The following is a 25,417-nucleotide window of genomic DNA, read 5'->3' on the forward strand; positions in this document are numbered from 1 at the left end:
AGGCCGCCAGCGTGATCCGCGCCTCACGCCCACAGCTTTTCCTCCACGCGCGGTGCGGCGCGCACCTCGTCACGGACGGCGGCCGATTCCCCGGCCGCCGGCTGGTTGCGCGCGGCATTGGCCGCCTCGGTCATCCGGTCGGCGGAGGCGTCGGCGATGCCGATCATCACGGTCAGCTCGTCGGCCATCGCCCGCGCCTGGGTCAGCACCTGGCCATGCGAGGCGCAATCGACCAGCACCGTCTTCAGCTCGGCCAGCACGGCGCGGGCATGGCCGGTCGACTGGTCCAGCGCCTTGACCACCTCGGCCACCGCGTCGCCCCGCACCCGGTGCAGCGCGCGCATCATCCGCACGCTCTGCACCATCACCGCCGCGCACAGGATCATGGTGGCGATGTCCGCCATCGTCGCGAAACTCATCATCGCATTATCCTCTTGATATCGGTCGTCAGACGGACCGCCACATTGTTGCATCGCTGGCCGATCTGGCCGTGGCCCAGCACCACGTCGCCGATCTGGAGCTCCAGCGCCTCGTCCGGCCGCCGGTTGAAGCGGATGGTGTTGCCCACCTCCAGCGCGCGGACCTCGCCCAGCGGCATCATGGTGCGGCCGAGCACCACGTCCACCTCCACCTCGGTCCGGCGGATCTCGCGCGCCATGTGCGCGCCCCAGATATTCTCCGGCCCCGCCTTGTCGCCCATGAAGCGCTGGCCCAGCACCTTTCGCACCGGCTCCAGCGTCGCATAGGGCAGCAACATGCTGAAACAGCCGCCGCGCCCGTCCATGTCGACGCGCAACGTCGCCACCGCGCACAAATTGGTCGGCCCGGCGATCGAGACGAAGCGCGTGGCGGTTTCCACCCGCTCCAGGTCGAGCGTGATCGGCGTGATCGGCGCGAAGCCGGCGGCGAAGTCGGTGATCGCCATCTTCAGCATCCGCGACACCAGCCCGACCTCGATGCCGGTGAAGGCGCGGCCGTCGATCATTTGCCGGTTGTTGCCGTGCCGGCCGCCGAGCAGGGCGTCGACCACCGCATAGATCAGGCTGGGCTCGACCGTGATCAGGCCGTAGTTGCGCCATTCCTCGACCCGGAACACGCCGATCATCGTCGGCAGCGCGACCCGGTTGATGAAGTCGCCGAACCGGACTGAGGTCATGTCGACCAGGCTGATGTCGATCGCGTCCGACGTCAGGTTGCGCATCGACGTGGCGAAGCTGCGCAACATGCGGTCGTACACCACCTCCAGCATCGGCAGGCGTTCGTAGCTGATGACGTCGGATTCGATGACCGCCTTCAGGCCGCTGCGCGCGCGCATCGGGCCGCCGACATCGCCGAACAGCGCGTCGATCCCCGCCTGATCCAGCGCACCGCTGCCCATCGCGTCGAGCGAGGGCGGCTCCGGCAGCACCAGATCGTCGAAATCGTCCATGTCGCTCATTGCTGGATCAGGTCCTGCACGAGGACGTCCTTCACCTTGTCATGGCCCAGCGTCGCGCCGGCGCGCAGCAGCAGTTCCTCCTTGATGCGGTACACGGCGGCCGATCCCGACAGATCCTCGGGCCGCAATTCGCGCAGGAACGGCTGATAGGCGTCGAGCAGCTTGGGCAGTTCGTCCTTCAATGCCTCGCTGTTGCCCTTGGGACCGGGCACCAGCATGATGTGCAGCTTCAGGAAGTGCGGCGTGCCGTCGGCGGTGTGCAGGTTGACCAGCAGGGGCGGTACGTCGAGCGGCGCGTTCTTCTTCGCGCCGTGGCCGCCCTCGCCGCCCTCGCCTTCGCCCTCGCCGCCGGCTTCCTCCTCCTCGGCGGCGACCTCCTCGTCCTTCGCCTTTTCCTCGGCCGCCTTCTTCTCCTTGGCGGTCGGCGGCGCGGCATGGCCCATCATCATATAGGCGCCACCGCCGCCACCGCCGAGCAGCAGCACCGCCGCCGCGCCGCCGATCATCAGCTTCTTTTTCTTCTTGGCGGCGGCCGTCTTGGCGGCGTTGGCATCGCCCTCGCCGTCCTTCGGCTCCTCGGTCGCGCTCATGATCATCCCCGATCGATTAACCGGCGGGACCAGACCGGCCCGCGCCCTACCCGCCTATTATAGGATGGTCGCCAGGCAGAAATTGCCGAGCGGCGAACGGAAAAGCGGAAAAAACGGACCAGCGGGATGGATATCTCTTCCTTTGTGCTGCTCAGCCGGGAACAGGCGCTCAAGCGCCGGTTGGACGTGGCGGCGAACAACATGGCGAACATGGACACGGCGGGCTTCAAGCGCGAACGCCCCGTGTTCCGCGAATATGTCGAAACCAGTCCCGAGGACGCGGTGCCCGACGCGCGCAAGATGTCGTTCGTGCTCGATTTCGGCGCGATGCACGATGCCTCGGCCGGCGCGTTCAAGAGCACGGGCAACCCGATGGACGTGATGATCGACGGCCCCGGCTATCTGGCGGTCGAGGCGCCGGACGGCGGTACCGCCTATACCCGCGCCGGCTTCGTCAAGATCAACGAGACGGGCGAGCTGACCACCGCCGGCGGCCAGCGCCTGCTCGGCGAGGGCGGCAAGCCGATCACCGTGCCCGTCGACCAGCAGGCGAACCTGTCCATCTCCACCGACGGCACGGTGAAGGGCAAGGACGGGCCGCTCGGCCGCTTGGCCATCACCGTGTTCGACGACGAGCGCGGCGTGACCCCGCGCGGCGACGGGCTGATGACCGCCAGCAACGGCCGCGAACTGTCCGCCGCCGACACCAAGCTCACCGCCGGCGGCGTCGAATCCTCGAACGTCGAACCGATCGTCGAGACCACGCAGATGGTCGACATCCTGCGCGCCTATCAGGCGAGCGCCAGAATCGCCCAGGACATGGACGACCTGCGCAAGCGCGCGATCGACCGGCTCGGCAAGTTCGGCTGACCGCCCCCTTCCCCCCTCCTGATTTCTCCTTCACGCGAAAGGACCACGCATCATGCGGACTCTCTCGATCGCCAGCACCGGCATGTTGGCCCAGCAGACCAATGTCGACGTCATCTCGAACAACCTGGCGAACATGAACACCACCGGGTTCAAGCGCCAGCGCGCCGCCTTCCAGGACCTGCTCTACCAGCAGGAGACGCGGCCCGGCACGGCGGGCGGCGGCGGCGACCAGGCCAAGGTGCCGACCGGCATCCAGATCGGATCGGGCGTGAAGACCGGCGGCATCTATCGCATCACCGAACAGGGCGCGCCGAGCCAGACCGGCAATCGCTACGACATGGCGATCGAGGGGCGCGGCTATTTCGCCGTGACCATGCCCGACGGCACGCAAAGCTATACCCGCGACGGCTCGCTCCAGCTCTCCGACCAGGGCGAGCTGGTGACGGCGGACGGCTATCAGCTCAGCCCCGCCATCGCGATCCCCGCCGGCGCGCTCGACGTCGCCATCTCCAAGACCGGCCTGGTGCAGGTGAAGGTGGCCGGCGCCACCGACATGCAGACGGTCGGGCAGATCCAGCTCGCCACCTTCATGAACGAGGCCGGGCTGGAGGCGCAGGGCAGCAACCTGTTCAAGGAGACCTCCGCGTCCGGCGCGGCGACGGTCGGCACGCCGGGCGATCCCGGCTTCGGCACGGTGCAGCAGGGCTCGATCGAGGCGTCGAACGTCAATCCGGTGTCGGAGATCACCGCGCTGATCACCGCCCAGCGCGCCTATGAGATGAACAGCCGCGTCGTGAAAACCGCCGACGAGATGCTGGCCACCTCCAGCCAGTTGCGCTGATCATGGCCCTGTTCCCCCTGTTCGCCGCGGCGCTCGCCGCGGCCGCGCCCGGGCCCGCCCCGGCGGCCAATCCCAACATGGTCGACACGCCGGTGCTGTCGCATCCGGTCGCGCGCGGCGAGATCCTGTCCGCCGGTGATTTCGAGCCGCAGCCCCGCGCGCGCGGCTTCGCGATCGGCGCGCTCCCCGTCGCCTCGGCGGCGGGACGCGAGGCGGTGCGCGACCTGTCGGCGGGCGCGGTCGTGCGGTCGGGCGATGTCGTCACCCCCCGGCTGGTCCGGCGCGGCGAGCCGGTGACGATCAGCCTGCGAGGCGCGGGCCTGGTGATCGGCACCACCGGCCGGGCGCTGGGATCGGGCGGGATGGGCGACCTGGTCCGCGTCGTCGCCCCCGCCACCGGCCGCACGCTCGACACCATCGTCGAAGGCAGCGGCGCCGTCCGCATCGCCGCTCCCTGATCCCCCTTCCGAAAGGCCGCGTCATGCGCCCCACCCATACGCTCCTCCTCTGCACGCTCGCGCTCGGCCTGTCGGGCTGCGGCGCGGTCGGCCGGCTGAAACAGGTCGGCAAGGCCCCGCCGCTCAGCCAGGCCGACCCGCTCGACATGCCGAGCGTCGAGGAATCGCTCGGCCGTCGCACGCCGTCGCAGCCGCCCGTCGGCCCCGCCGCCACCGCCTCGCTGTTCCGCACCGGCGCGGGCGCGTTCCTGGGCGACCAGCGCGCCGCCCGCGTCGGCGACATCCTGACCGTGCGGATCAACGTCGCCGACAAGGCGGAGGTCGGCAACACCACCGCGCGCAGCCAGGGCGGGTCGGAAAATGCCGGCCTGTCGGCGCTGCTCGGCCTGGAGAAGCTGTTGCCCGGCGACCCGTCCAAGGCGGTGGCGAGCAACTCCGCCTCCAAGTTCAACGGCACCGGCACGATCAGCCGGTCCGAGACGATCAACATGACCATGTCGGCGATCGTCACCGGCGTGCTGCCCAACGGCAACCTCGCGATCCGGGGGCGGCAGGAGATCCGCGTCAATTACGAGCTGCGCGAGCTGATCGTCAGCGGCATCGTCCGGCCGCAGGACATCGCCCGCGACAACAGCATCCGCCACAGCCAGATCGCCGAGGCGCGGATCAGCTATGGCGGGCGCGGCCAGCTGACCAGCGCGCAACAGGCCCGCTGGGGCCAGCAGATCTACGACGCGCTGTTTCCGTTCTGACCGGCACGGCCGTCGACGCGTCCGTCAGGGGGATCGTTGCGGAATTGGGCGCCCCACCCCCTGACGTTCCACCCCGGCGCAGGCCGGGGTCCAGTTACGGAACGATACTGGTTATTGACCAACGTCTCCCAACTGGATCCCAGCCTTCGCCGGGATGGTGGGGCAAATCCTGCAATGATCCCGCCATGACGAGCGCAGCGAAGCCGCCCAAGGTCCACCGACCATGGGTGGCTTCGTCGCATCTGACACCGCCCCGACCGGCAACCAAAAATTTACCCTTATTCATTGAATTTTAACGATGATTTTTTCGCACCCCGCGACCGTCAGTGCTTGATCCATCCCAAAATGGAAGGGCAGGACGCTTGAAGCATCCAGTCGGCGGGGCGCCGATTTCGCTCCACGATCCCGAATGGATCGTTATTTCCAGAAGGAAAAGATCATGGCTCTTTCGCTCAACACCAATCGTGGCGCTATGGCGGCACTTCAGACTTTGAATTCGACCAACAAGGGTCTGGATCAGGTGCAGAAGCGCGTCAGCACGGGCCTCAGTGTCGCATCGACTAAGGATGACTCGGCTACCTTCATCACCGCTCAGAATCTTCGTGGACGACAGGGCGATCTGAAGGCGGTCACCAACTCCTTGGGCAATGCGAAGAGCATCGTCGACGTGGCGGTTTCCGGGGCCGAACAGATTTCGGACGCCGTCAACCAGATGAAGACGCTCGCCAAGCAGGCGGCGGATGCCACGATCACCGATACGCAGCGCGCATCGATGGACAAGGCATTCTCGGGTCTGCGCGATCAGATCAACACCGTGATCTCGTCGTCGGAATTCAATGGCACCAATCTGCTGAACACCGACACGACGGCCACGGGTAAGGTTCAGGCTCTCAAGTCGCTGGCCGACGGCGACTCGACCACGGCCGGCTATCAGGCCGACACGCTGGTGGTCGCGAACCAAGGCATGAGCCTGCCGACGGCGGCTGCCGCCGGCAAGCTGACGAACGCGTCGTCGTTGGCGGATGCCAGCAAGGCGACCGATGCCAATCTGGGTCTGGATGATTACCAGACCAAGGTTAACAGCGCCCTGAGCGATCTGGGTGTGGCATCGCAGAAGATCGACAAGCAGATGGAGTTCACCAGCAAGCTTGCCGATACGATCGAAAGCGGCATCGGCAACCTGGTCGACGCCGATATGGCAAAGGAGTCGGCGAAGCTCACCGCGCTGCAGACCAAGCAGCAGTTGGGCATCCAGGCTCTGTCGATCGCCAACCAGGGTCCGCAGTCCATCGGTCAGCTGTTCCGCGGCTAATCGATCGGGCCACCGGTACATCCCAAACCCCGGTGGCCCGCATGGCCGGAACGGCAAACCCGTTCCGGCCATTTTTTTGCGTGCGATGCAGTCGTGCCGATCAGGCCGCCACAACCATCCCACTCGCCCGCTGCTGCCGCCGCATCGCCAGCCCCAGCCCGGCAAAGCCCAGCGCCATCAGCGCCCAGCTCGACGGCTCCGGCACCGCGGAGGCGAACAGGTCGTCCTTGGCAAAAGTCCCGTTGGAGGCCGCGCTGTTCAGCCAGACACTGGCCGTACCGTCCCGCGATGCGAAGGACGGCATCTTGAACCTGTACCGCACGCCGAACACGTCATAGGACGCGCGAGCGTCGGGGGCGGCGAGATAGATCAAGCTACGATCCTCCCATGTCGTCTTGCCGATGCCCTCCCCTTTATCATTCAGGAGCGAGAAGCTCTTCTCGACGTGATCGCCGAGATACCCGCCCGATATCTCGACATAGCTGTAGACGAAGAATGTCGACGGATCGGTGGCACGGATATGGCCATTGCGGAACCGGATCACGCCTTCCACAATGTCGCCCTCTTGGACCACGGACGCTGCGGTTGTGCCGAACCCGATGCCGGGATTGTCCCTTCCGAACTGGTCAGGCCGCAGATCGACGATCTGATCGACATGAAACGTTTGGCTGGCAGAGGCCGGCATGGCCGCCGCCAGGGCATAGGCGCCAAACAGGGTCAGCTTGCACGCAAACCGCATCGCAATCTCCATCATCAAAGGTAGAGTTTTGGTCCGGCGGCGGTCGGCCGGACGGACCGATCAGGCGGCCCAGCCGCCCAGGCCGGCTCCTGCGGATCAGGCCATCACCGCCACGCCGCCAGCCGCCCGCGACGACGCCAAATTACTTGCAAATCCGGCAAGCATGCCCGCATTCACGCTCATCGTTCTCCCGTTTTCTACGTAATAATACCAATCAAACAAAATACATCACCGCAGACATGCCGCCATTCATGTATATTTGACGCAAAATTAATCAATACGCAATTGCCACATCAGCAATATTGCCACATTCTATTCTCATCAAACGGCGGTTTATCTCGTTCATCATTCGCGATAATTTCCGAGCCGATCGATCGACCGGATCGATCTCGGACCGGACGATCGATACGACGGCCGCGCGCCCGGTCGAACCGCCAGATGCGACATCGACCGGCTGAACGGCAGGCTTTTCCCCCACCCGGACGATTTTTCCGCAAGCCGCGTCCGCCCCCGGCAACTCCTTCCCATAATGGAAGGGCGAACCGCATCGCAGCGGGCCGCTGGCGGGGACACCGCTGCGAACCACCTGTTCGAAAGGGTAAGAGAACATGGCTTTTTCCGTGAACACGAACGTTGGCGCGATGGTCGCGCTGCAGGAACTGAACCGCACGTCGAAGGGTCTCTCCACGACGGAGTCGCGCATTTCCTCGGGCAAGAACGTCAACTCGACGCGGGATGACTCGGCGACCTTCGTCACCGCCCAGGGCCTGCGCGGCAAGCAGGGCGACCTGAAGGCCGTCACCTCCTCGCTCAGCAACGCCAAGAGCGTCGTCGACATCGCGGTGAGCGGCACCGAGCAGATTTCCGACATCGTCAACGAGATGAAGACGCTGGCCAAGCAGGCCGGGGACACGACCATCTCCGCCACGCAGCGCGACTCGCTGAACAAGGACTTCATTGGTCTGCGCGAGCGGATCAAGACGATCGTCAACACTTCGGAATATAACGACAAAAATCTTTTGAAGATGGCGACGACGGACACCGTCACGCCGTTGCAGTCGCTGGCCAATGTCAACCCCACGCCGGCATCCGCCTTCACCCCAGATACGATGACCATCACCGGCTCGGGCCTGGGCCTGCCAAAGGCGGCTGACGCCGCCGCTGCCTTCAACGACAGCACCGAGCTGACCGACGCGGCGACCGCCGCCACGGTCGACGGCTATCTCTCGACCTACAAGACGACGGTCAACAACGCGCTCAGCAACTTGGGTACGGCGGCGCGCCGGATCGACTCGCAACTGACCTTCACCAGCAAATTGGCGGACACGATTGAAGCCGGCATCGGCAACCTGGTCGATGCCGACATGGCCAAGGAATCGGCACGCCTCACCGCGCTCCAGACCAAGCAGCAGCTCGGTGTCCAGGCACTGTCGATCGCCAACCAGTCGCCGCAGATGATCGGCCAGCTGTTCAAGGGCTGATCCGCGATCCGACGATCGCCCCCCTCGATCACTTGTCGAAAACGCCATAGGCGGGGTGGCTCGGCCACCCCGCCATAGCCATACTAGGTGTTTATCCTTAGTTAACAGCCCATGAATGATCCGTTAAGCGACGTTCATCCGTCTCGATACGGTATACGCAAGATCGATCGTGGGACGAGCATCGGTCAGTTGGGGGCACTGGGAAACTGCTATGGGGACTTCGCGGGAATTTCGCGTCACGATCGCCCTCCGGGTCGAGGAGGCCGGCGCCTTGTGGGATGCCGCCGCGGCGCAGGCCATGTCGATCCTGGGCATGACGCTGGACGATGTCGCCGAGACGATCGGCGATCGCGCCGCGCCCCAGATCGAGGATTGCCTGACCTTGCTGGCGGACCCGATGCGCTATGCAGGCTGCACCCCCACCATCTTCACCGTCGATGCCGACCTCGCCGTCGCACCGGCGACGGTGACGCCACCGCTTCGCCCCCGCGCTACCGCGCCGGTCCGCCGCCGCGCGATCCGCGCCGCCGATGCGACCACGCGCGTCGCCTGCATCGCCCCGCTCTGACCCCATATGCCGGTTGCCGAGGCGACCCAGGCGCACCGGCCACCCCGGCCGCAGGGCGATGGCGGCGTCCATCGCCGCACCCCCGCATCGATCCCATAGCCCCGACGACCCCAGGTCATTGGTCGTCGCCGGTCGCCATCGCGCTCCCTTGATCCGGCACCGCTCCGCGCAAAGCGTCTTTCGCGCCGCCGCGCGCCGGCGATCCGTCCTGATCCTTCCCCTGCGCGCCGCGCCCTGATCCTCGCCCATGCCCCTATCGTGCGGCAGCCGGCAAGGCCGTGCCGCGCAAGGCGTGATCAGCAGGATGCCGCGCCCAGCGCATCGCCTGGTCGAGGCCGATCCCAAATTCCGGCGGCATGGGCCGCGCCACGTCGCCACGTCGCCACGTCGCCACGCCCGTTCGGCGCAGGCCCCTTGTGGCGGGCGCACCGTCCCGCCGCGTGTCGGTGGCCGCCGCTTAACGGACGCCGGCGGCGCGCCCGTCCGCCAGCGAGCGGCCGTGCAGCGGCGGCCGACGGTCTTCGTCCAGCCAGCGCAACAACGCCTCGATCGTCATCGGCTGCGCGAACAGATAGCCCTGGACATAGCGATAGCCATATTGGCGCGCGCGGCGCAGTTGGGCGGGCGTCTCGATCCCCTCGATCAGGCTGGTCAAGTCGAGCGTCCGGCACAGGCCGGCGACCGCCGCCACCACCTTGCCGCCGACCTCGTCCTCCATATTGGCGGCGAAGCTGCGGTCGAGCTTGACGCTGTCGATCGGCAGGCGCTGCAAATGGGTGAGGCTGGAGAAGCCGGTGCCGAAATCGTCGAGCGCGACACGCATCCCCAGCGCGCGCAGCCGGGCGATGTTGGGGATGGCGATCTCATGGTTGCGGATCACGGCCGTTTCGGTGATCTCCATGATCAGGCGGCGCGGATCGAAGCCGCTGGCCTTGATCTCGGCGATCACCGCGTCGATGATCCGGTCGGCGACGATGTCCTTGGCGGACAGGTTGATCGAGACGCACAGCTCGGTCGGCAGGCGGCGGCTCTGCACCAGCACCTTGCGGAGCAGCACCAGCGTCATCTGGCCGATGATGCCCAGATCCTCGGCCATCGGGATGAAGCGGTCCGGCCCCACCACGCCCAAGACCGGGCTGGTCCAGCGCGCCAACGCCTCGACCCCGCCGACCGCCAGCGTCTCGGTATTCACCACCGGGTGGAAGCACAGGTCCAGCTCCGCCTCCAGATCGGCCGCCAGCAGCACCGACTCCAGCGTCTGGTGCGAGCGGAGCCGCATTTCGTCGTCGGGCGAGAAGAGGATGCACCGGCCGCGCCCCTCCGCCTTGCCGCGATAGAGCGCGTGATCGGCCCGGCCGTACAGCTCGCGCGAGCAACGCATCCCTTCGACCGATTGGGCGACCCCGACGGTGCAGCGGCCGGCGATCTCCAGCTCCTGCACGGAAAAGGGCCGAGCGAAGCTTTCGCACAGCACCTCTCCCCAGGCGAGCGGATCGATGCCGGCCGGGATCAGCGCGCCGAACTCGTCGCCGCCGAGCCGCCCGACGACGATGCCCCCATCCGTATCGCTTCGGCTGCCGGCGGCGCGCAGCCGCTCACCGACCATCATCAGCAACTGGTCGCCCACCGCATGGCCGTGCAGGTCGTTGACCTGCTTGAACCGGTCCAGGTCGATCACCGCCACCGCGAAGGGGGTGTCGTCGGCCGCCATCATCCGGTCGAAGATGTCGAAGAAATGGGTACGGTTGCACAGATTGGTCAGCGAATCCCGCCGGGCCAGGCGCTGCTGCTCATCGGCGCGCTGGAGGGCGGCGCACCGTTCCGCCATCAGCGCGCGCCGGGATTCACTCAATGCGCGAAACTGGCGAAAGCTGATCGTCAGCATCACCTGCACGATCGCCAGCAGCACTGCCAGCTGGCCGATGGTGAGCAGCTCGTTGGGGGCGCCCGTGCGGATCGCGAAGAACAGGTGCGGCAGCAGGACGACGCTCGCCACCAGCAAGGCCGCCTGAGGCAATGCCCGCAGGCAGAACATGCAGGCGATGACGCAGAGCATTACGAACAGGACCGCCGTCTCCAGCATCATCGCATGCCAGGTCCTGCAGGCCAGGATCGCCATGGTACTCAAGGCCAGCGCGGCGACCGGCATGATGACCACGGTGATGCGCAGAGATCGCAGATCATGGTTCCCGTCCCGCGCCACCCGATCGGGCAACGCCCGCCACCAGCGGATCCGCAACGTGACGATCGCCGCGATCGGCAGCAGGATCGCCCCGATCACCCATGGCGAGATGGTGGTCCAGCTGCCCCAGAAGCAGAAGACCATGTTCGCGGCGACGATGCCGTAGATAAGCGCGATATATTGCGAGACGTCGCGCAACTGGTCGGCCGCCAGCTGGGGCGAGCTGTACCGCAACGTCAGCCAGTCGATGAAGCGGCCGCACAGGGCCCGGGACGACGACGCAGTCGTTCCGAGGTCGGCCGCATCGCTCATGCAGCCACCGCCGACACCTTGGTCACCAGCAGCATATGAGCCCCCGGAACCTGGTCGCGCAGCGCATCGTCGATCGCCTTGACCAGCCGTTCGGCATCGACCGGCAGAAAGGGCGAGGCGTGGAGTCGCGCGAATTCGCTCGCCGCCATCATCGCGCGCTCACGCACGGCCGGCATCGCGCCGTTGAGCGCCGCCGCGTCGGCCGCGTCGTCGACCTTCAGCGCCAGCGTCACGAGCAACCGTCCATCCGCCCGATCGCCTTGCACGATCGGCACGCGAAGCTCGGGTAGCGCGACGAATTGCGGGCCACCCTCGCCGCCGCCGCCATGGCCGGAAGCGGCCGCCGGCAGCGGAACGGCCAATGGGATGAGCGTTAATAGGATAAGAAGCAAGCGCGACATCAATGGGTTCCAGTAAATGACGCTCCAACCCGACCGCCAAGGGCAACTTACCCGTCGCCATCCTATAATGAAGTGTACGCAAAGGGTAAATGAGACGATGAGCCAGGATCAGAAACCGGGCCAGATCACGATGGTCGACGGCAGGGCCGGCGCGCCCGGCGACGTCATCGTCGAGGACGCCGACAAGGCCCCGGCCGCCGCCGGCAAAGGCGGTGGGATGCTGCCGCTGCTGCTGTTCGCCATCGGCGCCGCCGGCGCCGGCGCCGCCGTCGCGCGCCTGGGAGTGGGCACATGATCGGGCGGCTGGCAGGCGCGGCCACGCTGATGCTCGCGATCGGCGCGGCCCCGCCTCCGCATGGCGGTAGCGGTCACGCCGTGCCCATGGCCCGGCTGCCGGGCTTCGCGCCCGCGCTGGCGGAACAACCGCTGCCCGGCACACACGCCTGGACGCGCATCGACACGGACTCCGCCTGGCACAGCATCGCGACCTCCACGCCGGAGACGCGGCAGGCGGCGCGCTGGACCCTGGCGACGGGCCTGCTGGCGATCGGGCGCGGACCGGATGCGATGGGCGTGCTCGACGTGATGGGCGCGGACGACCCCGACCTGGCGCTGGTGCCGGCCTGGCGGCGCGCACGCGGCGTCGCGCTGGCCCAGATCGGCGATCAGGACGGCGCGCTGGGGATGCTGACCACCGACTCGCTCGCCGATGATCCGGAAAGCTGTCTGTGGCGGATGCGGATGCTCGCCAAGGACGACCAGCCCGGCCCCGCCCTGCGCCAGCTCCGTTGCGCGATGCCGGCGTTGCAGGCGCGCAGCGACCTGGCGCGCCTGCCCTTCGTCGACGCCGCCGCCGAAGCGGCCGTGGCGCTGGGCGGTTATCGCGCCGCCCTCGCCTGGCTGAAGGCCGCGCCGGACGGCGATCCCGCCGCCAACCTGCTGCGTGGTCGCAGCCATATGGCGCTCGGCGATCCGCAGGAGGCGCGGCTGCGGCTGGAACGCGTGGCGATCAGCGGCGATGCCGAACAGCGCGCGCAAGCCGAACTCGCGCTGGTCCAGGCCGGATTGAAGGCCGGCACGCTGAAATCGGGCGACGCGATGAAGCGGCTGGAGGCGCTCGCCTTCCGCTGGCGCGGCGACGATACCGAACGCGCGACCCTGCGCCTGTGGATGGATCTCGCCGAACAGCGCAACGACACGCGCCAGGCGCTCGCGGCGGGGGCCGCGCTGTTCCGCTATGGCGGGCCGACCGCGACCACCGGCACGCTGCTCGCGACGCTGCAATCCATGCTGGTGGCGGCGCTGTCGCCGGGATCGGGGCTGCCGCTCGACCAGGCGGCCGGGCTGTTCTGGGACTATCGCGACCTGGCCCCCGCCGGCAACAGCGGCGACAAGCTCGCCTATGTACTGGCCGGCCGGTTGCAGGATGTGGGGCTGTACGGCCGCGCCGCCGACCTGCTCGACTATCAATTGCAGCAACGTGCGCAGGATATCGAGACCGGCCCGCTGTCGATCCGGGTGGCGACGCTGCGGGTGCTGGCGGGCACGCCGGACCAGGCGGTGCGGCTGCTGCGCCGGACCGCGCCCATTCCCTATCCGGCCGGCATGACGGCCGACCGGCACCGGGTCGAGGCTGCGGCGCTGACGCTGCTCGGCAAGCCGGCGGATGCGATGGCCACGTTGCAGGACGTGCCCGACTCGCGCGGCATCGCCAGCGAGATTTATTGGCGGGAGCGCGACTGGATTCATCTGATCGCGACCGGCGAGCCCTTGCTGCCCGAGCCGCGCAACCTGTCGGACGTGGGGCAGGCGATCGTGCTGCGCCATGCCATCGCCTTGTCGATGCTGGGCCGCAATGCCGCGCTGGAGCGGCTGCGCGGCCGCTATGCCGCGGCCTTCACCCGCCTGCCGACCGCGCCGGTCTTCGCGATGCTGACCGACACGCGGACGCCGGTCGACCCGGCGCGGCTGGGCAAGGCGATGACCGCCCTTCCGTCCGCCACGCCGGCGGGGGATGTCGGCGACCTGATGGATCGTGGCGAGGCGGCGATGCAGGCGCTCGCGACGCCGCCGCCGGCCGAAGCGAAGGCGGCCGCACAGCCGAAAAAGGCGCCGGACAAGGCCTGAGCGGAGATCGCGCCGCCAGTGGCGGCGCGGCCTCGTTCCGCTTCAGGCCATTCCCGTTTCGGCGGGGCAAGGGCGCGCGCGCGGCGATACCGGGTCGTGAATCAGCGCGCGGCGATGATCCGGCCCTTACAACACCACCGTCTGCGGCTTCGACCCTTCGATCGCGGCGCGGACCATCTTTTCCCAGATGGCCACGTCGCCGGCATCGGCCATCGCCCGGTCTGGCTCGCGCAGCGTTCGCAGCACGGCCAATGCCTCGGGCAGATGCTCGCGCCAGACCGCGTCGACATGCGCACCGGCGGATTCCTCCTCACCTTGCGCATTCGCGCTGAGACGCTCGCCCGCGAGGACACGGGCGATGCGTTCGGCGATCGGGGTGGTGGATACGTCCATCGGCGGCTCTCCTTCACCCGGATCAACGGGTGAGGGAGGCCGCTGGTTTCGTCACGCCTGGAGACTCAGGCGCCCGCCTGCTGGCGACCACCGGGCCGACCGCCGCGACCGCGCTGGCTCGGCCGACCGCGATGGCGGGCCTGCTGGCCCATCGGCGACGGCGCATGGGTCGCACGCGGCTTGGGCAGCGGACGCGGACCGCGCGGGCGATCCTCGCGCGGGGCGGGGTCGGCACCGACCGCCGCGACCCGCGAGCTCTTGATCGCCGCCGCCTTCTTGGTGAAGTCGTCGGGCAGCGGCTGGACCGGCACCTTCTGGCGCGTCAGCTTCTCGATGTCGCGCAGATAGGGACGCTCATCCTCGGCGCAGAAGGCGATCGCCATGCCCGATGCGCCGGCGCGCGCGGTGCGGCCGATGCGGTGGACATATTGCTCCGGCACGTTGGGCAGCTCGAAATTGACGACATGGCTGACGCCCGACACGTCGATGCCGCGCGCGGCGATGTCGGTCGCGACCAGGATGCGGACCTCGCCCGACTTGAACTGGCCCAGCGCCCGCTCGCGCTGGCCCTGGCTCTTGTTGCCGTGGATGGCGTTGGCGGCGATGCCGTTGCCCGCCAGCAGCTTCACGACGCGGTCCGCGCCATGCTTGGTGCGGGTGAAGACCAGGGCGCGATCGATCGCCGGGTCCTGCAGCACCAGCGTCAGCAGCGCCTGCTTCTCGGTCTGGTTGACGAAGGTGACGCTCTGGTCGACGCGCTCGGCGGTGGTCGACTGCGGCACGACCGACACGGTCTTGGGCTGGTGCAGGAACTGGTCGGCCAGTTCGCGGATCGACGGCGGCATGGTCGCCGAGAAGAACAGGGTCTGGCGACGGCGCGGCAGCATCTTCACGATGCGGCGCAGCGCGTGGATGAAGCCCAGGTCGAGCATCTGGTCGGCCTCGTCCAGCACCAGGATCTCGATCGTCGACAGGTTCAGGAAGCCCTGCTCGACCAGGTCGATCAACCGGCCCGGCGTGGCGACCAGGATGTCGACGCCGCGCGACAGGTCCTGGCGGTTCTTGTTCAGGCTGGTGCCGCCGAATACGGTCGCGACCGACAGCTTGGAGAATTTGGCATAGCCGCGCGCATTGTCGGCGATCTGGCTGGCCAGTTCGCGCGTCGGCGCGAGCACCAGCATCCGGCAATGGGTCGGCAGCACGCGCTTCGCGCTTTCCGCCAGCCGCTGGATCGACGGCAGCACGAAGGCCGCCGTCTTGCCGGTGCCGGTCTGCGCGATGCCGAGCAGGTCGCCGCCTTCAAGCAGGATGGGGATGGACTGCGCCTGGATCGGCGTGGGGGTGGTATAGCCCTTGGCTTCGAGCGCGCGGACGAGCGGCTCGGACAGGCCGAGTGTCTGGAACGACATAGAAAGAGTACCTTGCAACAGGCCACGCACCGCACGCGAGGGGCGCACGGGTGGCGGGGGAGAAATGACACCCCGCGTGAATAGGGAAGCCCTGGCTTAACAACCGAGGCGGAGCTCGAACCAAGCGGTTCGTCCACGCTGCATGACGCCTCGATGCCGGGGCCTATGCCACAGGTTACCGCATAGGTCAATGCTGCACCGCGTCATGCGGCTCGCAGCGCGTCCACCAACTGGCCGAGCTGATCCTCCAGTGACCGGGCACGGACGACCAGCGTGTCGGCCAGATCGCGCATCAGCGCGGCATCGTCGCGTGCCGCGCGCGTGCCGCCCTGGATATGGATGGCATGGTCGCCGATCGCGCGGGTGGCGGTGCCGACCTCGTGCACGGTGACGCTGATATCGCGGCCGGCCACGGTCTGCGCGCGCAACGCATCCTCGACCGCGCCGGACAGGGTCTCGACCGTGCCCACCGCGGCGCCCAGACCGGACTGGACGTCGTACACGCCGCCGACCGCCGTGCCGATCTGCGCGACCCGGTCGTGGATGGTGCGCGCCGCCGCCCGCGTCTTGGCGGCGAGCGCCTTCACCTCCCCCGCCACGACCGCGAAGCCGACCCCCGCCGCGCCCGCGCGCGCCGCCTCGATCGAGGCGTTGAGCGACAGCGTCCCGGTGTGGCGGGCGATCTCCTCGATCTCGTTGACCGCCGCCTCGATCGCCCCGGCCGCCAGCCGCAGCGACTCGACCTCCTCCGCGCCATCCGCCGCCAGTCGCACCGCCGCGCAGGTGGCCCCATGGGTATCGCCGGTCCGCGCCTCCACGGTCGCGAGCGCACCGGCAAGCTGGTCGCCGCGATCCGCGACCAGCCGCATCGCCTGCGCCGCCTGGTCGGACGCGCTCGCCACCTCGGCGATGCCCCGGCCGATATCCTCGGCGCGCACCGCCATCCGGCCGGACACCGTCGCCACCTGGTCCGACGCCTCGGTCAGCTGACGCGCCAGATTGCGGGCATCGGCCTGGAAGCACCGGCTGGCCGCATCGATCCGGTCCGCGCGCGCGGACCGGCGGCGTGCCTCGGCCGCGTCGCTCTCCGCCACCAGCCGGAGCAGGGTCGGCTGGCCGATCGCTCCCAGGACCCGACCGTCGCGCACCACCACCAGCCCCTCGCACCCCGGCGGCGCATCGGCGAAGGCGGCCAGGACTGCCGATGGCGTGGCGTCCGCCTCGACCAGCGCCACCGGCCGCATCATCGATTCGAGCGTCGCGCCGAAGCTGGGATTGCAGAGCAGGGAATAGCCATAGGGACTGTAGAGCAAGGCGCGCATGTCGCTGTCGTAGATCGCGCCGACCGGCCGGTTGTCCGCATCGACGACGACCAGCATCCGTAGCGCGGGACAGCTGCGGAACATCTCCGCCGCCGCCGGCAAGGGCTGGTCGACGCGCAGCATGCGGCGCTCGCCGATCCAGTCGGCGGCCCGCCCGATGCGTTCGTCATTCCCCAGCATGGTGTCTCGACATGGTATACCCCCTGCCCCTTCCCTAGGAGCCAACCGGTAAACCGGGGGTTCACCGGGGATGACGGTTCGGTGACGTGGGCCGAGGATCGTTGCCCGACCGCGACGGCCGGCCTAGACTGCCGCCTTGGAAGAGGAGAAGCCATGAAGCTTGCCAGTCTGAAGGATGCCAGCGGACGCCGCCGTGACGGAACGCTCGTCGTCGTATCCAATGATCTCGCCTGGTATGCCGATGCGGGGCATATCGTGCCGACCCTGCAGGCCGCGCTGGACGATTGGGACCGGTTCGCGCCCGCGCTCGAAAACCTCGCGACCGATCTGGAACATGGGGCGATCCCGCGCGGCCGGTTCCACGAGCATGACGCCGCCAGCCCCCTGCCCCGCGCCTATCAATGGGCGGACGGATCGGCCTATGTGAACCATGTCGCGCTGGTGCGGCAGGCGCGCGGCGCGGAGCTGCCCGACAGTTTCTGGCACGATCCGCTGATGTACCAAGGCGGGTCGGACGGCTTTCTGGGGCCGCGCGATCCGATCCCGCTCGCCGACGAGAGCTGGGGCTGCGACCTGGAGGGCGAGGTCATCGTCGTCACCGGCGACGTTCCTCAGGGCGCCAGCCGCGCGGAAGCGCTGGCGGCGGTGCGGCTGGTCGGACTGACCAACGACGTGTCGCTGCGCAGCCTGATCCCCGGCGAACTGGCCAAGGGCTTCGGCTTCTTCCAGTCCAAGCCGGCCAGCGCCTTCTCGCCCGTCTTCGTCACGCCCGAGGCGCTGGGCGACTGGTGGCGGGACGGTAAGCTGCACCGCACGCTGATGGTCGACCTGAACGGCCAGCCCTTCGGCCGGATCGCGGCGGGCGAGGACATGACCTTCGACTTCGGCACGCTGATCGCGCACGCCGCCAGGACCCGGGCGCTGGGCGCGGGCACGATCATCGGATCGGGCACCGTGTCCAACCGCGACGCCGATGGCGGGCCGGGCAAGCCGATCGCGGCGGGCGGGGTTGGCTATGCCTGTCTGGCGGAGCAGCGCACCGTGGAGACGATCCTGGACGGCGCGGCGAAGACGCCGTTCCTGAAGCAGGGCGACACGGTACGGATCTGGATGGAGGATGATCGCCACCATCCGATCTTCGGCGTGATCGAACAGTCGGTCGGCGCTTGAGCATGGGGGGCGATCGGCGCGATCCGGCCGCTCCCCATACCGGCTATTCAGCGGCCGATCGCGACCTCACCGGCATAATTCACGGCGCTGACGAGAAGTCGCGGCAGCCTGACGGTGGCGCGTCCGGCGATGGCGAACGCGGCGACCATCCCATTGCCGGCCAGCCACGGGATCATCACGATCCCGGCAACCAGCAACACCGGCACACCGACGAAGCGGCGCATGGTCCGCCCGCCGGGCAGCCGCGCGGCGGTGATTGGCCCCATGTACATCGACGACACTCCCTATGGGAACGGATCTAGGATCGACTTCCTAACATAGGGTAGACGCCGCCCTGTGAGACCGGTCGTTCACCTCAGTCACGGCAAGACGCGACGATCGACGCTTGAAATTTTATAACCGTCGCGCAAAAGCAAATTCCAACGTGACACGCGGACTCGACCGCGGCCGAACCGGAGAGATGATCGTGGCCGAAGAGCCTCGCGACGAGCTGCCGACCAATTTGCCGCGCCTGTCGCTGCACGTGCCGGAACCCAAGTTCCGCCCCGGCGATGCGGTCGATTTCACCGCGGTCGACATCCCCCCTGCCGGCGCCGCGCGCCGTCCGGACACCGCCGCCCCCGCCGCCGACTTCCCGGAACTGGCCTATACGCTGGTGCGGGTGCTGGACGACGACAACCAGGCGGTCGGGCCCTGGAACCCGCGCCTGTCGCCCGACGTGCTGCGCCGCATCCTGCGCAACATGGTGCGGCTGCGCGCCTTTGACGACCGCATGTTCCGGGCGCAGCGCCAGGGCAAGACCAGCTTCTACATGAAGGCATTGGGCGAAGAGGCGGTGGCGGTCGCCGCCGCCCATGCGCTCGATTACGAGGACATGTGCTTCCCCTCCTACCGCCAGCAGGGGCTGCTGATCGCGCGCGACTGGCCGCTGGTCGACATGATGAACCAGATCTATTCGAACACCGCCGACCGGTTGCAGGGCAAGCAGCTGCCGATCATGTATTCGGCGCGCGAGGCCGGGTTCTTTTCCATCTCCGGCAACCTCACCACCCAATATCCGCAGGCGGTGGGCTGGGCGATGGCATCTGCCGCCAAGGGCGATTCGCGCATCGCCGCCGTCTGGTGCGGCGAGGGATCGACCGCCGAGGGCGACTTCCACAATGCCTGCACCTTCGCCGCCGTCTATCGCGCGCCGGTGGTGATGAACGTCGTCAACAACCAATGGGCGATCTCCAGCTTTTCCGGCTTCGCGGGCGCGGAGTCGACGACCTTCGCGGCGCGCGCGGTCGGCTATGGCATTGCCGGCCTGCGCGTCGACGGCAATGACGCGCTGGCCGTCTATGCCGCGACTCAATGGGCGGCGGAGCGGGCGCGAACCAACCAGGGGCCGACCCTGATCGAGCATTTCACCTATCGCACCGAGGGTCACTCGACCTCGGACGATCCCTCGCAATATCGCTCCGCCGGCGAGCCGACCGCCTGGCCGCTGGGCGATCCGATCCGCCGGTTGAAGGATCACCTGATCGCAATCGGCGAGTGGGACGAGGACCGCCACGCCGCGCAGGACAAGGAATGCGCCGAGGAGGTCCGCGCCGCGCAAAAGGCGGCCGAGGCCAACGGCATTCTCGGCCACGGCCTGCACCAGCCGCTCGACACGCTGTTCGACGGCGTGTTCGAGGAGATGCCCTGGCACCTGCGCGAACAACAGGCGCAGATGATGGCCGAGGAAGAGGCGTCGGGCCGGCCATGGGCGCGCAAGTGATGGTTGCGCCGCCGGCCCCGCGCCACTCCGGCGAAGGCCGGGGTCCGGGCGCGATGCCGATGCGATCGAGCGGCATCGCGCACCTCCCTTTGTCTCGCATCTGGACCCCGGCCCGTGCCGGGATGGCCGTGGGAACCCTCCGATGACTGACGCCACCACCCTGCAAGATTCCGCCCCCGCCGCCGCGGGCGACACCGTCCGCATGAACATGATCCAGGCGATCAACTCCGCGCTCGACATCGTGATGGCGCGCGATCCGGATGTGGTCGTGATGGGCGAGGATGTCGGCTATTTCGGCGGCGTGTTCCGCGCCACCGCCGGCCTCCAGGCCAAATATGGCAAGACCCGCGTGTTCGATACGCCGATCAGCGAATGCGGCATCATCGGCGTCGCGGTCGGCATGGGCGCCTATGGCCTCCGCCCGGTGCCGGAGATCCAGTTCGCCGACTATATCTATCCCGCGCTCGACCAGCTCGTGTCGGAGGCGGCGCGGCTGCGCTATCGTTCGGCGGGCGAGTTCATCGCGCCGATGACGGTGCGCTCCCCCTTTGGCGGCGGCATTTTCGGCGGGCAGACCCATTCGCAGTCGCCCGAGGGCATCTTCACCCATGTCTCGGGCGTGAAGACGGTGATCCCGTCCACCCCCTATGACGCCAAGGGACTGCTGATCGCGTCGATCGAGGACAATGACCCGGTCATCTTCTTCGAACCGAAGCGCATCTACAACGGCCCGTTCAACGGCTATTGGGACCGGCCGGCGGAAAACTGGTCGAAGCATCCCGGCGGGGCGGTGCCCGAGGGCTATTATCGCGTGCCGCTGGGCAAGGCGGCGATCGTCCGGCCGGGCGAGGCGCTGACCATCCTGGCCTATGGCACCATGGTCCATGTCTGCCGCGCGGTGGTGGAGGAGGCCGGGGTCGATGCCGAGATCGTCGACCTGCGGACCTTGGTGCCGCTCGACATCGAGACGATCGAGGAATCGGTCAGGAAGACCGGCCGCTGCATGATCGTGCACGAGGCGACGCGCACCTCCGGCTTCGGCGCGGAGTTGTCGGCGCTGGTCCAGGAACGCTGCTTCTATCATCTGGAAGCACCGATCGAGCGGGTCACCGGCTTCGACACGCCCTATCCGCACAGCTTGGAATGGGCCTATTTCCCCGGCCCCGTGCGGATCGGCCAGGCCCTCAAGAAGATCATGAGCAACGCATGACGCTTCGCCTGTCCCCCTTCTCGTTCCATTCCGATGCCGCGCGTCCGGCCGGCATCCACGGAGGTTTCTGATGGCTCGCTTCACCTTCCGCCTGCCCGACATCGGCGAGGGCATCGCCGAGGCGGAGATCGTCGCCTGGCACGTCGCGATCGGCGACCGGGTCGAGGAAGACCAGAATATCGCCGACATGATGACCGACAAGGCGACGGTGGAGATGGAATCGCCCGTGTCCGGCACCGTGGTCGCGCTGGCCGGCGCGGTCGGCGACCAGGTCGCGATCGGCGCGGCGCTGGTGGTGATCGAGACCGAGGCCGAGCATAGCGGCACCGCGACGGACGCCGCCTCTCCCGCCACCGAGGAACCGGTGCTGGAGGCGGAGAATCCCGGTGTCGAGCAGGCGACTGCCCCCGCCCCCGCGCAGGACGCACCGGTGCCGGCCCCCGCGCCAGCCGCAGAGGCGAAGCGCGAACCGGCACCAGCGCAACCCGGCCCGGCCGCTCCCGTGCTGGCCTCGCCGGCCGTCCGCGCCCGGGCGCGCGACCTAGGCATCGACCTGGCGCAGGTGAAGACGGATGGCGACCGCGTCCGCCATGCCGATCTCGACGCCTATCTCCGCTACCACGCCGCCCAGGGCTATGGCGCCCCCGGCACCAGCCGTGCGCGCGCGGACGAGCAGGTGCGCGTGATCGGGATGCGCCGCCGCATCGCCGAGAACATGGCCGCCGCCAAGCGCCACATCCCGCATTTCACCTATGTCGACGAGATCGACGTGACCGAGCTGGAGCGCGTCCGCGCCGAGCTGAACGCGAACCGTGGCGGCCGGCCCAAGCTGACGATGCTGCCGCTGATGATCGTCGCCATCTGCCGCACCCTGCCCGACTTTCCAATGCTGAACGCCCGTTACGACGACGAGGCGGGCGTGGTCACCCGCTCGGGCCGCGTCCATCTGGGCATGGCAACGCAGACCGATGCCGGGCTGACCGTGCCCGTGATCCGCGATGCGCAGGACCGCAATGTCTGGCAGCTCGCCACCGAGATCACCCGGCTGGCGGAGGCGGCGCGCGCGTCCAAGCTGAAGCCGGAGGAACTGGGCGGCGGCACCATCACCGTCACTTCGCTCGGCCCGCTCGGCGGCATCGCGACCACGCCGGTCATCAACCGGCCCGAAGTCGCGATCATCGGCCCCAACAAGATCGTCGAGCGGCCGATATTCCGGCCGGATGGCATGGGGGGCGACACGATCGTCCGCGCCAAGCTGATGAACCTGTCGATCAGCTGCGACCACCGCGTCGTCGATGGCTGGGACGCCGCCAGCTATGTGCAGGCGCTCAAGAAGCTGCTGGAAACGCCCGTCCTGCTGTTCGCGGACTGACGGAGGACCGGGGGCGGCAGGCCCGCCCCCGGTCCCGGCGTTCAGGCAGCCGCCGCCTTGCGCCGCCGCCGCCGTGCCGCCGCGCCGACCAGGCCGAAGCCCAGCGTCATCGTCGCCCAGGTCGCCGGCTCCGGCACCACGCCGGCCAGGCTGGAATATTCCGCCGCGCTCAGGCGGAAGCTGTAGAGATAGCTGTCGAGCAGGCGCTGCCCTTCCGGACAGCCGGTGCCGAGCGCGACCGTGCTGTTCACGCCGCCCGGCCCGCTGGTGCAGACGTCGAACTGCGTGCCGCCGCCATTCTGGGTGACCGAATAGTCGTTGTCGGTCGCGACGATCAGCGTGTAGCTGCCATCCGCCAGGCGCGGACCGAAGGTGAAACCCTCGATCTTCTCCGGCACGGTGAGGCCCATCGCCTTCAGCGCGGCGGCGAGGTCGATGAACGGCGTCGCGCTCTTGGCCACCGGGGTCACGCCGCTTGGCAGGTCGTTCCGGCCCTTCAGGCTGATCGTGCTGACATCGGTCGCGGTGCTCAGGTCGACCTGCCAGATCCGCTTGGAACCCACGGTCAGCGCGGCATTGGGATCATCGACGCCGAGCCCGCGATTGTCGCGCTCCAGCACCAGCAGCGTGCCGTTGGGCAGCGCCTGGATCGCCGAGATGCCGATCGAGCGGCCCTGCTTGTTGGCCTCGAAATCCTGTTCGGTGCCGTCGATCCGGCCATTGATGGCTGACAGGCTTTCGAGCTGGTAGATATATTGCTTGGTCGGCCGGCCGGTGGCGACGTCATATTGGACGATACGGACATTGCGGCTGTAGCGGCCGTCCGCCTTGCTGCCGTTCGCGCCTTCCTCGAACAGCGGGTCCTGCAGCATCGCATAGGCGGTCTTGCCGTCGGCGCTGACCGTCAGCCCCTCATAACCGCGATTGTCCTGGCGGCCGGTCGTCACGTCGCCGCGATCGCCGGTGTAGTCGACCGTGCCGTTCGCGCGCTTCGGCACCAGATTGGCGGGCACGGCGAAGGTCCGGACCGCCCGGCCGCTCTGGTCGAACTCGATGACCGAGGGGCCATATTCGTCCGACACCAGGAAATGGCCGTTGGGCAGGCGCGCCAGCCCCTCGGGATCGAGCGAGCCGCCCAGGGTCGACATGCCCCCGCTCGCCAGCGTCGGGTTCAGGCCGGTATAGGCATCGCCGTTCGCCTGGGTGAACAGGGTCGTCGCCTGCAGGTCGAAGCCGCGGATCGCGCCCGTCGCGCGGTTGATATCGAGCGTGAAGGCCTGGAGGCGCGGCTGGTAGGGCAGCACGCCGCCGCCCGGCCCGCGATCGGTCGTGCCGTAGAAGGTGCCGGTCGCGGCATCATAGCTGAGGTCGGAGCCGAAGCCGCCCAGCCGGGCCTGCCCCGCGCCGGACAGGCCCGATGCGTCGGCACGGCTGCCCGACGCGGCATATTGGGACACGAGCGTCGCCGCGCCCGCCGGAGCGGCGGCGGCGAGCAGGACGGCGAGGATCGCGGCGGGCGCGAGCGAAGGACGGCGCAATGTCTATCTCCCTGTTAACCATACGGATAAACAGGAGCGCCGTGACGCGGCCGTGACGCTTTGACGACCGATCCGAGACAGTGGCGCGGATCAGCGCGTCGGCACTGGCTCTGCGCCCGAATAATCGTAGAAGCCGCGCTTGGTCTTGCGGCCGTACCAGCCCGCCTCGACATATTTGACCAAGAGCGGCGCGGGCCGGAACTTGGGATCGCCCGTTCCCTCGAACAGTACGCGGGTGATCTCCAGACAGGTGTCGAGGCCGATGAAGTCCGCCAGCGTCAGCGGCCCCATCGGATGGTTGAGGCCGAGCTGGCAGGCGGCATCGATGTCCGGGATCGTCGCCACGCCCTCGCCGAGCGCGAAGCACGCCTCGTTGAGCATCGGCATCAGCACGCGGTTGACGATGAATCCGGGCGCGTCATTGGCGCGTACCACCCGCTTGCCGAGCGCCTGGGCATAGGCCTCGACCCGGGCGACGGTCGCGTCGGCGGTGGCGAGGCCGCGGATCAGCTCGATCAGCCCCATGACCGGCACGGGGTTGAAGAAATGCACGCCGACGAAGCGCGCCGGATCGGGCGTCGCCTGCGCCAGCCGGGTAATCGGAATCGACGAGGTGTTGGAGGCGAGGATCGCGTCCGGCCCCAGCACCCGGCCGACGGATTCGAAGATGGCGCGCTTGATCGCCTCGCGCTCGGTCGCGGCCTCGATCACCAGCGCCGCCTCGCCCATCGCGTCGGTGCTCTCGACCGGCTCGATCAGCGCCAAGGCGGCGTCGCGGGCGTCGGCGGCGATCTTCTCCTTGGCGACCAGCCGGTCGAGCGCCTTCGCGATGCCGGCCTTGCCCTTCTCCGCCTGCGCGCGCGAGACGTCGGACAGCAGCACGCGGTAGCCGGCCTGCGCCGATACCTGCGCGATGCCCGCGCCCATCTGTCCCGCCCCGATGACTCCGACCGTCTCCATGCCGCTCTCCTGTCGCGTTCGTGTTTGCCC

The 25,417-nt window shown here is 68.3% G+C and carries 26 protein-coding genes; 13 read left to right on the plus strand and 13 right to left on the minus strand.

Going from position 1 to position 25,417, the window contains the following annotated elements; all coding sequences use genetic code 11:
- Nucleotides 1-23: 23 nt before the first annotated feature.
- The 3 genes from BRX43_RS14830 to BRX43_RS14840 are packed head-to-tail and all read right to left on the minus strand — an operon-like array spanning nt 24 to nt 2,028.
- Nucleotides 24-422: a DUF6468 domain-containing protein gene (locus tag BRX43_RS14830; protein WP_206433234.1), complete on the minus strand. Its 399-nt coding sequence runs from the start codon at nt 420-422 to the stop codon at nt 24-26.
- Entirely contained in the window at nt 419-1,438 is a 1,020-nt protein-coding gene (gene fliM / locus BRX43_RS14835; protein WP_125995872.1) for a flagellar motor switch protein FliM, read from the minus strand. Before fliM ends, BRX43_RS14830 begins: the two co-directional genes overlap by 4 nt.
- Nucleotides 1,435-2,028, minus strand: a complete 594-nt coding sequence (locus BRX43_RS14840) for a flagellar basal body-associated FliL family protein (protein ID WP_241214977.1) — start codon at nt 2,026-2,028, stop codon at nt 1,435-1,437. Before BRX43_RS14840 ends, fliM begins: the two co-directional genes overlap by 4 nt.
- 126 nt (nt 2,029-2,154) lie before the next feature.
- Here BRX43_RS14840 and BRX43_RS14845 point away from each other — a divergent pair, with 126 nt between their 5' ends.
- The 5 genes from BRX43_RS14845 to BRX43_RS14865 all read left to right on the plus strand — a co-directional run bounded on the left by BRX43_RS14845 (nt 2,155) and on the right by BRX43_RS14865 (nt 6,261).
- Nucleotides 2,155-2,898 (plus strand): flagellar hook-basal body complex protein, encoded by a 744-nt coding sequence (locus BRX43_RS14845; protein WP_125995874.1) that lies wholly within the window; start codon nt 2,155-2,157, stop codon nt 2,896-2,898.
- 52 nt (nt 2,899-2,950) lie between these two features.
- Nucleotides 2,951-3,739: a flagellar basal-body rod protein FlgG gene (flgG, locus tag BRX43_RS14850; RefSeq protein WP_125995875.1), complete on the plus strand. Its 789-nt coding sequence runs from the start codon at nt 2,951-2,953 to the stop codon at nt 3,737-3,739.
- A 2-nt stretch (nt 3,740-3,741) separates the two neighbouring features.
- A complete protein-coding gene (flgA, locus tag BRX43_RS14855; protein ID WP_125995876.1) occupies nt 3,742-4,197 on the plus strand; it encodes a flagellar basal body P-ring formation chaperone FlgA in 456 nt (151 codons plus the stop codon).
- A 23-nt stretch (nt 4,198-4,220) separates the two neighbouring features.
- The gene (gene flgH, locus BRX43_RS14860; RefSeq protein WP_125995877.1) at nt 4,221-4,949 is read left to right on the plus strand and encodes a flagellar basal body L-ring protein FlgH; all 729 of its coding nucleotides are present in this window, start codon (nt 4,221-4,223) and stop codon (nt 4,947-4,949) included.
- A gap of 439 nt (nt 4,950-5,388) precedes the next feature.
- Nucleotides 5,389-6,261 carry a flagellin gene (locus tag BRX43_RS14865; protein ID WP_125995906.1) on the plus strand — a complete coding sequence of 291 codons (873 nt, stop codon included), beginning with the start codon at nt 5,389-5,391 and terminating at the stop codon, nt 6,259-6,261.
- A gap of 100 nt (nt 6,262-6,361) precedes the next feature.
- Here BRX43_RS14865 and BRX43_RS14870 read toward each other — a convergent pair whose 3' ends face one another.
- A complete protein-coding gene (locus BRX43_RS14870) occupies nt 6,362-7,015 on the minus strand; it encodes a PEPxxWA-CTERM sorting domain-containing protein (RefSeq protein ID WP_206433235.1) in 654 nt (217 codons plus the stop codon).
- A gap of 259 nt (nt 7,016-7,274) precedes the next feature.
- On the minus strand, nt 7,275-7,628 hold the full coding sequence (locus BRX43_RS14875) for a hypothetical protein (RefSeq protein ID WP_125995879.1): 354 nt from the start codon (nt 7,626-7,628) through the stop codon (nt 7,275-7,277).
- Between BRX43_RS14875 and BRX43_RS14880 the strand changes: the two genes are divergently transcribed.
- Together BRX43_RS14880 and BRX43_RS14885 are read left to right on the plus strand one after the other, a co-directional pair.
- Nucleotides 7,621-8,481, plus strand: a complete 861-nt coding sequence (locus BRX43_RS14880; RefSeq protein WP_346962865.1) for a flagellin — start codon at nt 7,621-7,623, stop codon at nt 8,479-8,481. The two genes, BRX43_RS14875 and BRX43_RS14880, sit on opposite strands and share 8 nt — an antisense overlap.
- A gap of 211 nt (nt 8,482-8,692) precedes the next feature.
- The gene (locus tag BRX43_RS14885; RefSeq protein ID WP_125995881.1) at nt 8,693-9,049 is read left to right on the plus strand and encodes a hypothetical protein; all 357 of its coding nucleotides are present in this window, start codon (nt 8,693-8,695) and stop codon (nt 9,047-9,049) included.
- Between the two features lie 457 nt (nt 9,050-9,506).
- Here BRX43_RS14885 and BRX43_RS14890 read toward each other — a convergent pair whose 3' ends face one another.
- Both BRX43_RS14890 and BRX43_RS14895 read right to left on the minus strand, forming a co-directional pair.
- Nucleotides 9,507-11,543 (minus strand): EAL domain-containing protein, encoded by a 2,037-nt coding sequence (locus BRX43_RS14890; protein WP_125995882.1) that lies wholly within the window; start codon nt 11,541-11,543, stop codon nt 9,507-9,509.
- Entirely contained in the window at nt 11,540-11,905 is a 366-nt protein-coding gene (locus tag BRX43_RS14895) for a hypothetical protein (RefSeq protein ID WP_125995883.1), read from the minus strand. The genes BRX43_RS14890 and BRX43_RS14895 overlap by 4 nt, the downstream gene beginning before the upstream one ends.
- A 136-nt stretch (nt 11,906-12,041) precedes the next feature.
- On the opposite strand from BRX43_RS14895, the gene BRX43_RS14900 reads away from it, so the two are divergent.
- Together BRX43_RS14900 and BRX43_RS14905 are read left to right on the plus strand one after the other, a co-directional pair.
- A complete protein-coding gene (locus BRX43_RS14900) occupies nt 12,042-12,239 on the plus strand; it encodes a hypothetical protein (RefSeq protein WP_125995884.1) in 198 nt (65 codons plus the stop codon).
- Nucleotides 12,236-14,071: a hypothetical protein gene (locus BRX43_RS14905; protein WP_125995885.1), complete on the plus strand. Its 1,836-nt coding sequence runs from the start codon at nt 12,236-12,238 to the stop codon at nt 14,069-14,071. Before BRX43_RS14900 ends, BRX43_RS14905 begins: the two co-directional genes overlap by 4 nt.
- A 126-nt stretch (nt 14,072-14,197) precedes the next feature.
- Here BRX43_RS14905 and BRX43_RS14910 read toward each other — a convergent pair whose 3' ends face one another.
- The 3 genes from BRX43_RS14910 to BRX43_RS14920 form a co-directional block, all read right to left on the minus strand.
- On the minus strand, nt 14,198-14,464 hold the full coding sequence (locus tag BRX43_RS14910) for a hypothetical protein (protein ID WP_125995886.1): 267 nt from the start codon (nt 14,462-14,464) through the stop codon (nt 14,198-14,200).
- Nucleotides 14,465-14,529: 65 nt separating this feature from the next.
- Nucleotides 14,530-15,873, minus strand: a complete 1,344-nt coding sequence (locus BRX43_RS14915) for a DEAD/DEAH box helicase (protein WP_125995887.1) — start codon at nt 15,871-15,873, stop codon at nt 14,530-14,532.
- A gap of 203 nt (nt 15,874-16,076) precedes the next feature.
- Nucleotides 16,077-17,375, minus strand: coding sequence for a methyl-accepting chemotaxis protein (locus BRX43_RS14920; protein ID WP_125995888.1), 1,299 nt, complete (start codon nt 17,373-17,375; stop codon nt 16,077-16,079).
- Nucleotides 17,376-17,528: 153 nt separating this feature from the next.
- Between BRX43_RS14920 and BRX43_RS14925 the strand changes: the two genes are divergently transcribed.
- Nucleotides 17,529-18,545 carry a fumarylacetoacetate hydrolase family protein gene (locus tag BRX43_RS14925; RefSeq protein WP_125995889.1) on the plus strand — a complete coding sequence of 339 codons (1,017 nt, stop codon included), beginning with the start codon at nt 17,529-17,531 and terminating at the stop codon, nt 18,543-18,545.
- A gap of 47 nt (nt 18,546-18,592) precedes the next feature.
- On the opposite strand, the gene BRX43_RS14930 is transcribed toward BRX43_RS14925, so the two are convergent.
- The gene (locus tag BRX43_RS14930; RefSeq protein WP_125995890.1) at nt 18,593-18,817 is read right to left on the minus strand and encodes a hypothetical protein; all 225 of its coding nucleotides are present in this window, start codon (nt 18,815-18,817) and stop codon (nt 18,593-18,595) included.
- 188 nt (nt 18,818-19,005) lie between these two features.
- Here BRX43_RS14930 and BRX43_RS14935 point away from each other — a divergent pair, with 188 nt between their 5' ends.
- The 3 genes from BRX43_RS14935 (at nt 19,006) to BRX43_RS14945 (ending at nt 22,889) form a co-directional block, all read left to right on the plus strand.
- A complete protein-coding gene (locus BRX43_RS14935; RefSeq protein WP_125995891.1) occupies nt 19,006-20,307 on the plus strand; it encodes a 3-methyl-2-oxobutanoate dehydrogenase (2-methylpropanoyl-transferring) subunit alpha in 1,302 nt (433 codons plus the stop codon).
- Nucleotides 20,308-20,509: 202 nt separating this feature from the next.
- A complete protein-coding gene (locus BRX43_RS14940; protein ID WP_125995907.1) occupies nt 20,510-21,517 on the plus strand; it encodes an alpha-ketoacid dehydrogenase subunit beta in 1,008 nt (335 codons plus the stop codon).
- 70 nt (nt 21,518-21,587) lie between these two features.
- A complete protein-coding gene (locus BRX43_RS14945; protein ID WP_125995892.1) occupies nt 21,588-22,889 on the plus strand; it encodes a dihydrolipoamide acetyltransferase family protein in 1,302 nt (433 codons plus the stop codon).
- A gap of 41 nt (nt 22,890-22,930) precedes the next feature.
- Here the strand turns inward: BRX43_RS14945 and BRX43_RS20940 are convergent, their stop codons facing one another.
- Both BRX43_RS20940 and BRX43_RS14955 read right to left on the minus strand, forming a co-directional pair.
- Nucleotides 22,931-24,427 carry an esterase-like activity of phytase family protein gene (locus tag BRX43_RS20940; protein ID WP_125995908.1) on the minus strand — a complete coding sequence of 499 codons (1,497 nt, stop codon included), beginning with the start codon at nt 24,425-24,427 and terminating at the stop codon, nt 22,931-22,933.
- Nucleotides 24,428-24,517: 90 nt separating this feature from the next.
- On the minus strand, nt 24,518-25,387 hold the full coding sequence (locus BRX43_RS14955; protein WP_125995893.1) for a 3-hydroxybutyryl-CoA dehydrogenase: 870 nt from the start codon (nt 25,385-25,387) through the stop codon (nt 24,518-24,520).
- Between the last annotated feature and the right edge of the window lie 30 nt (nt 25,388-25,417).

Origin of the sequence: Sphingomonas sp. S-NIH.Pt15_0812, assembly GCF_003951315.1 — a bacterium.
GTDB lineage: Bacteria > Pseudomonadota > Alphaproteobacteria > Sphingomonadales > Sphingomonadaceae > Sphingomonas.